Origin of the sequence: Streptomyces swartbergensis (genome assembly GCF_002148965.1) — a bacterium.
Classification (GTDB): domain Bacteria; phylum Actinomycetota; class Actinomycetes; order Streptomycetales; family Streptomycetaceae; genus Streptomyces; species Streptomyces swartbergensis.
Map to the genome: position 1 here is coordinate 1 of NZ_NGFN01000432.1, position 6,581 is coordinate 6,581.

The 6,581-nt window shown below is 69.8% G+C and carries 5 protein-coding genes and 1 pseudogene; 4 read left to right on the forward strand and 2 right to left on the reverse strand.

Annotation, left to right across the window (positions count from 1 at the left end; translation table 11 throughout):
* Positions 1-155 precede the first annotated feature (155 nt).
* Positions 156-1,346 carry an acyl-CoA dehydrogenase family protein gene (locus CA983_RS38985; protein WP_086605437.1) on the forward strand — a complete coding sequence of 397 codons (1,191 nt, stop codon included), beginning with the start codon at positions 156-158 and terminating at the stop codon, positions 1,344-1,346.
* Between the two features lie 51 nt (positions 1,347-1,397).
* On the opposite strand, the gene CA983_RS38990 is transcribed toward CA983_RS38985, so the two are convergent.
* Positions 1,398-1,835 carry a cell division protein SepF gene (locus tag CA983_RS38990; RefSeq protein ID WP_086605438.1) on the reverse strand — a complete coding sequence of 146 codons (438 nt, stop codon included), beginning with the start codon at positions 1,833-1,835 and terminating at the stop codon, positions 1,398-1,400.
* 289 nt (positions 1,836-2,124) lie between these two features.
* Between CA983_RS38990 and CA983_RS38995 the strand changes: the two genes are divergently transcribed.
* The 3 genes from CA983_RS38995 to CA983_RS39005 all read left to right on the forward strand — a co-directional run bounded on the left by CA983_RS38995 (position 2,125) and on the right by CA983_RS39005 (position 5,997).
* Complete coding sequence (locus CA983_RS38995; RefSeq protein ID WP_208637133.1) at positions 2,125-3,345, forward strand: DUF5685 family protein; 1,221 nt, start codon at positions 2,125-2,127, stop codon at positions 3,343-3,345.
* Positions 3,346-3,605: 260 nt separating this feature from the next.
* Entirely contained in the window at positions 3,606-4,511 is a 906-nt protein-coding gene (locus CA983_RS39000; protein WP_086605439.1) for a S1 family peptidase, read from the forward strand.
* Between the two features lie 403 nt (positions 4,512-4,914).
* The gene (locus tag CA983_RS39005; protein ID WP_086605440.1) at positions 4,915-5,997 is read left to right on the forward strand and encodes a S1 family peptidase; all 1,083 of its coding nucleotides are present in this window, start codon (positions 4,915-4,917) and stop codon (positions 5,995-5,997) included.
* A 394-nt stretch (positions 5,998-6,391) separates the two neighbouring features.
* On the opposite strand, the pseudogene CA983_RS39010 reads toward CA983_RS39005, so the two are convergent.
* Positions 6,392-6,581: pseudogene (locus CA983_RS39010) on the reverse strand (DUF3533 domain-containing protein); the annotation flags it as partial.

Consider the following 6,581-nt stretch of genomic DNA (forward strand, 5'->3'; position numbering starts at 1 on the left):
CCGTCGGCGGCTTGCGGTGGTCGGGGGTCCGGGGGTCTGGCCCCTCACTGGCGGACTCCACCTTCCAGTTGGCAGCTATGGGTAGTGCGTGGGTGGGTGGAGGTCGTAGCGTCTTGGCTAGCGGTGCTAGTTAAAGAGCTTCGGAGGGTGTCCGCATGTCCGAGTCGTCCAAGCTTCCTCCCTTCGACCCCGCCGATCCCCTCGGCCTCGACGACCTCCTGGAGCCGGAGGACCTCGGGATCAGGAACACCGTGCGGGACTGGGCCGCGGACCGGGTGCTGCCGTATGTCGCCGAGTGGTACGAGCAGGGGGAGCTGCCGGGGATCCGGGAGCTCGCTCGGGAGCTGGGGAGCATCGGTGCCCTCGGGATGTCCCTGGAGGGGTACGGGTGCGCCGGGGCGTCCGCCGTGCAGTACGGGCTCGCCTGTCTGGAGCTGGAGGCCGCCGACTCCGGGATCCGGTCCCTCGTCTCCGTGCAGGGCTCCCTCGCCATGTACGCCATCCACCGCTTCGGCAGCGAGGCGCAGAAGCAGCAGTGGCTGCCCCGGATGGCTTCCGGCGAGGTCATCGGGTGCTTCGGGCTGACCGAGCCCGACCACGGATCCGACCCGGCCGCCATGCGGACGTACGCCAAGCGCGACGGCACCGACTGGGTCCTCAACGGCCGCAAGATGTGGATCACCAACGGGTCGGTCGCCGACGTCGCCGTCGTGTGGGCGCAGACCGAGGACGGGATCCGGGGGTTCGTGGTGCCGACCGGCAGCGGTGGGTTCTCCGCCCCGGAGATCAAGCACAAGTGGTCCCTCAGGGCCTCCGTCACCAGTGAGCTCGTCCTCGACGACGTACGGCTGCCCGTCGACGCCGTACTGCCGGAGGTCACCGGACTGCGCGGGCCGCTCAGCTGTCTGTCGCACGCCCGGTACGGAATCGTCTGGGGGGCCATGGGCGCGGCCCGCAGTTGTTTCGAGGCCGCGGTCGACTACGCGAAGTCGCGGGAGCAGTTCGGGCGGCCCATCGGGGGCTTCCAGCTCACCCAGGCCAAACTCGCCGACATGGCGGTCGAACTGCACAAGGGAATTCTGCTCGCCCATCATCTGGGGCGGCGTATGGACGCCGGCCGCCTGCGTCCCGAGCAGGTCAGCTTCGGCAAGCTCAACAACGTACGAGAAGCGATCGAGATCTGCCGCACGGCCCGCACCATTCTCGGCGCCAACGGGATCTCGCTCGAATACCCCGTCATGCGGCACGCGACCAACCTCGAGTCGGTGCTCACCTACGAGGGCACCGTCGAGATGCACCAGCTCGTGCTGGGCAAGGCGCTCACCGGACTCGACGCCTTCCGGTAGACCCCGTCCGGTACACCCTGCGCAGGGGCAGGGCCGGTGAGCGGCCCTGCCTCAGCTCTGGTTGAAGAAGCCGTCCGTACGGTGTCCGGCCGGGTCGCCGTTGACGATCTCCGTGTTGGCGGGGGTCAGCAGGAACACGCGGGTCGACACCCGCTCGATCGAACCGCGCAGGCCGAAGATCAGCCCGGCCGCGAAGTCGACCACGCGCTTGGCGTCGGCGGCGTCCATGGCCGTGAGGTTCATGATGACCGGCACGCCCTCGCGGAACAGCTCGCCGATGGCGCGCGCGTCCCGGAAGCTGTCCGGGGTCACCGTGCCGATGCGGCGGCCCTTCTCCTCGGCGACGTCCGAGGCCACCTTGACGCGCGGATCGGTGACCCAGGCCTCCCCGGGCTCGGTCCCGTCGGAGTAGTCGTCGTCGTAGTAACGCTCGTCTTCGTTGTCGTCGACGAGGCCAAGCCAGGCACTTGCCTTGCGTACCGATCCCATGGACGCCTCCTCTCACAGCGGTCTTTCTTGCTTTCCGCATCCCTATGGTCGTCCATGATGCGGATGGCGCGCCAAGTGGATAGACGCCGCACGGGGGGTTTGTGACGGTACTGGTGCACAGCGAATCCGTCGAGAGTCCGTGTTTCCCAAGGGTCTTGCCGTAAACGGCTGCTGACTGTGAGTGAAATATGATTCTTCGCGGCGTACGGGTGATGAGCGGTGCGTACGAGTGAACCCGATGGCCGATACCATGCGGCGCCAAACGTCGTGCGGAGAGCGGGGGGACGTCGTGTTCGGAATGGTCAGGCCCTGTCGGCACCGGCTCGGTGAGAGCCTCATGGCCCAGTGGATGGCGCATTTGTGTGGGCTGTGTCTCGCGCTGCGCGGAGACCACGGTCAGCTCGCGCGCATCGTCACGAACTATGACGGGCTTCTGGTCTCCGTGTTGACGGAGGCTCAGGTGGAGCGGACGCCCGGCACGTCGAGTGGTGTGGGGCGGCGTACGGCGGGGCCGTGTCCGCTGCGCGGGATGCGCACCGCGTCCGTCGCGCACGGTGAGGGAGCGCGGCTCGCGGCGGCCGTGTCGCTGGTGCTCGCCTCCGCCAAGGTGCGCGACCACGTCGCCGACGGCGACGGACTGCTGGCCCGCGCGCCGGTCGCGCGCGCCGCACGCCGGGTCGCCGCGGGCTGGGACCGCGCCGGGGCGCGCACCGGCTCCGCCGTCGGGTTCGACACGGCCCTCCTGGTCGATGCCGTGGACCGGCAGGGCGGCATCGAGGCGCTCGCCGGGCCCGGCACGCCGATCCTGGCGGTCACCGAACCGACCGAGACCGCGACCGCCGCCGCCTTCGCGCACACGGCGGTCCTCGCCGGCCGGCCGCACAACGCCGGACCGCTCGCCGAGGCCGGACGGCTCTTCGGACGGCTGGCCCACCTGCTGGACACCGTGGAGGATCTGAACGCTGACGCCGCGTCAGGCGCCTGGAATCCGATCGCCGCGACCGGCACCTCCCTCGCGGAGGCCCGGCGGCTCGCCGACGACGCGGTGCACGGGGTGCGGCTCGCGCTGCGCGAGGCCGAGTTCACCGACGCGAAGCTCGTGCATCTGCTGCTCGTGCACGAACTGCGGCGCTCGGTGGACCGGGCGTTCGGCACGGTGCCGCTGTGCGCGTCACACCAGGGCGGGCCGTACGGGCAGCAGCCGCCTCAGGGTCCGTACGCGCAGGGGTCGGACGGCTCTGGGCGGAACCCGTACGCGGGCGGTGGCGGGAACCCGTACGCCGGTGGGGGAGGAGGGTTCGGCGGTGGTGGTTTCGGTGGTGGCGCGCCGGTGCCCCAGCCGCCCCGTGGCCGGCGCGGGTTCTGGGCCGGCTGCGGGATGTTCTGGCTGCTGTGCTGCACCTGCAAGCTGTGCTGTGCCAAGGAGTACGAGGGGCCGTGGTCCCGGAAGAAGCGTGAAGGCTGCTGCCGGGATTGCGACTGCGACGGGTGCGACTGCTGCTGCCCCTGAGGCGGCTGACCCGCCTCGTATCCCTCGCACACTGCTGCCGCCGGGCGCGTTCTCCCGCCCTTTCGCGGCTCATGACGGGGCGTTCGAAAGGCCACGGCCGAAAGGCCCTCTTGCGCCTACCGGCCGTTCGGCCGAATACTCCCCCCAGCGCTTGTCAGGGGCACGGCGGGTTCGGAATCCGAACAAGCCGGTCCCGGACTGCGCCTCACGGGCCCGAAACCCCACGAGGGCCCCCTACTTCCTTTGTGGAGGAACGAAAAGTGAGGATCAAGCGCACCACCCCCCGCAGCGGCATTTCGAGACGGACCCGGCTGATCGCCGTTTCCACCGGCCTCGTCGCCGCCGCCGCGATCGCGATCCCCAGCGCGAACGCGTCCGACACCCCGGCCACCTTCAGCGCCACCGAGCTCAAGAGCGCCAGCAGCTCGCTGCTGAAGGCCGACATCCCGGGCACCGCCTGGGCCGTCGACAGCAAGACCAACCGCGTGCTCCTGACCGTCGACAGCACGGTCAGCCAGGCCGAGATAGCGAAGATCAAGCAGCAGGCCGGCGCCAACGCCGACGCGCTCACGATCAAGCGCACCCCCGGCAAGTTCAACAAGCTGATCCAGGGCGGCGACGCCATCTATGCGAGTAGCTGGCGCTGCTCCCTCGGCTTCAACGTCCGTGCCAGCAACGGCACCGAGTACTTCCTGACCGCCGGTCACTGCACCGACGGCGCGGGCACCTGGTACTCCAACTCCGGCCGCACCACGGTCATCGGCTCGACCGCCGGCTCCAGCTTCCCGGGCAACGACTACGGCCTCGTCCGCTACAGCGGCTCCGTCAGCCGTCCCGGCACCGCGAACGGCGTGGACATCACGCGCGCGGCCACGCCGAGCGTGGGCACCACCGTCATCCGTGACGGCTCCACGACCGGTACGCACAGCGGCCGTGTCACCGCCCTCAACGCCACCGTCAACTACGGCGGCGGGGACATCGTCTCCGGCCTGATCCAGACCACCGTCTGCGCCGAGCCCGGTGACTCCGGCGGTTCGCTCTACGGCAGCAACGGTGTCGCCTACGGTCTGACCTCCGGCGGCAGCGGTAACTGCTCCTCCGGTGGTACGACGTTCTTCCAGCCCGTCACGGAGGCCCTGAGCGCCTACGGGGTCAGCGTGTACTAGGCCGGCCGGTCCCGGTCGGCAGCAGGCTGAGTTTCTGTGCCCCCGCACGCACTGCGTGCGGGGGCTTCTCCTTTTTGGTGGGATTGGCGCGAGTTTTGGCGGGGTTGCCGTGGGCCGGCCGGGCAGGCGATTTTCGGCCACGGCCAGACCTCACAGCGTGGGCACACGTTACTCGCGCGTAGTGTTTGCAGTGTGAACGTGCGTGAAGCGGGCGTGAGTTGGGCCCGATTTGACCGTGAGCGGTCAAAATGAGGGGGCGTGCGTTCCGTAATCTACGCGCGTCCTGAACTCGACCTTGTGTGCTCCCCGTTGTCCTCGGAATAGTGGGCGCTCGTCAACAAAGCCTTCCGGTTCGCGAGGTCCCCACAACCTCTCGGGCCGACCCCCCACAGGAGGACGTGAGTTGAAGCACCGACGCATACCCAAGCGGCGTGCAGCCGTGGCAGGTGCGGGCATCGCCGCACTGGTCGCCGCGGGAGTCACCTTCCAGACTGCGAACGCCAGCGAGACCCCGGAGGCCTCCGCGCCCCGGACCCTGTCGGTCACGGCGGCTGGAAAGCTCGCCTCGACGCTGGCCGAGGACCTCGGCGCCGACGCGGCGGGCACGTACTACGACACGAAGAGCAAGAGCCTCGTGGTGAACGTGCTCGACGAGGCCGCGGCCGAGGCCGTCGAGAAGGCCGGAGCCAAGGCGAGAGTCGTGGCGAACTCTCTCGCCGAACTGAAGAGCGCCCGCGGCACGCTGAAGCAGGACGCGACGATTCCGGGCACCTCCTGGGTGACCGACCCGACGACCAACAAGATCGTCGTCACCGCCGACCGTACGGTGTCCAAGGCCGAGTGGGCGAAGCTGACGAAGGTCGTCGACGGGCTCGGGGCGAAGGCCGAACTCAAGCGGACGAAGGGCGAGTACAAGCCCTTCATCGCCGGTGGCGACGCGATCACCGGCGGCAGTGGCCGCTGCTCGCTCGGCTTCAACGTGGTCAAGGGCGGCGAGCCGTTCTTCCTGACCGCCGGGCACTGCACCGAGGGCATCTCGACGTGGTCGGACTCCAGCGGCAAGGAGATCGGCACCAACGCGGACTCCAGCTTCCCGGGTGACGACTACGGGCTGGTCAAGTACACCGCGGAGGTGGCTCACCCGAGTGAGGTGAACCTCTACAACGGCTCGACGCAGAAGATCACGGGTGCCGCCGCGGCGACGGTCGGCATGGAGGTCACGCGGAGCGGTTCGACGACGCAGGTGCACGACGGGAAGGTCACGGGGCTGGACGCCACCGTGAACTACGGCAACGGCGACATCGTGAACGGTCTGATCCAGACCGACGTGTGCGCGGAGCCCGGTGACAGCGGTGGCTCGCTCTTCTCGGGCAGCAACGCGATCGGGCTGACGTCCGGGGGTAGTGGTGACTGCACGTCCGGTGGGGAGACGTTCTTCCAGCCTGTGACGGAGGCGCTGTCGGCTACCGGGACCGAGATCGGCTGAGGTCTGGTTCTGGGTTTGTGAAGTCCCGCCCCTTGTGTGAGGGGCGGGACTTTCGCGTTTGCCTCCCGCGGTGGAGCGGGGGTGCCTGCGGCGGCCTGTGGCTGCTTCGGTGGGGGTGCGCGTAGCGCGTGACGCCGGGTGGTGGGKCGGGGMCGCGCCGGGGGTGTCCGTCCTCGGAACRGCGCGATGGGSTCGGACRCCGGCTGACTGTCCGTTGACGCGCCAACCGCTGCGGACACCCCCCCGGCACGTCCCCTTCCGTGCGTACGCGGGTGCGGGTGCGGGTGCGTCGTGTGCGGGGTGCGGGGTGCGGGGTGCGGCACCCTTCCGTGCGGGGTGCGGGTGCGCGGTACGGCGCCCTTCCGTGCTGCGCGGGTGCGGCTCCCCGTGTGCGTTACGGCGCCTTGCGGCGGGTTGCGGCTGCCGCCATCGTGATCGCGGCTCCCACCACTGCCCATGCCGCCAGTACCAGGAGTGGCGTGGTCATGGCGTTGTTCTCGAAGTAGGCGATCGAGCGGGTCGACCAGGTGCCGGCGCCCGGGGGCAGGGCCGGGCCGATGGCCTTCCAGAAGGGTGGGAGGAGG

Bases quoted from the DNA above. Each gene is read 5' to 3' on its own strand.
- CA983_RS38985 (WP_086605437.1), top strand. From the start codon at position 156: ATGTCCGAGTCGTCCAAGCTTCCTCCCTTCGACCCCGCCGATCCCCTC.
- CA983_RS38990 (WP_086605438.1), bottom strand. From the start codon at position 1,835: ATGGGATCGGTACGCAAGGCAAGTGCCTGGCTTGGCCTCGTCGACGAC.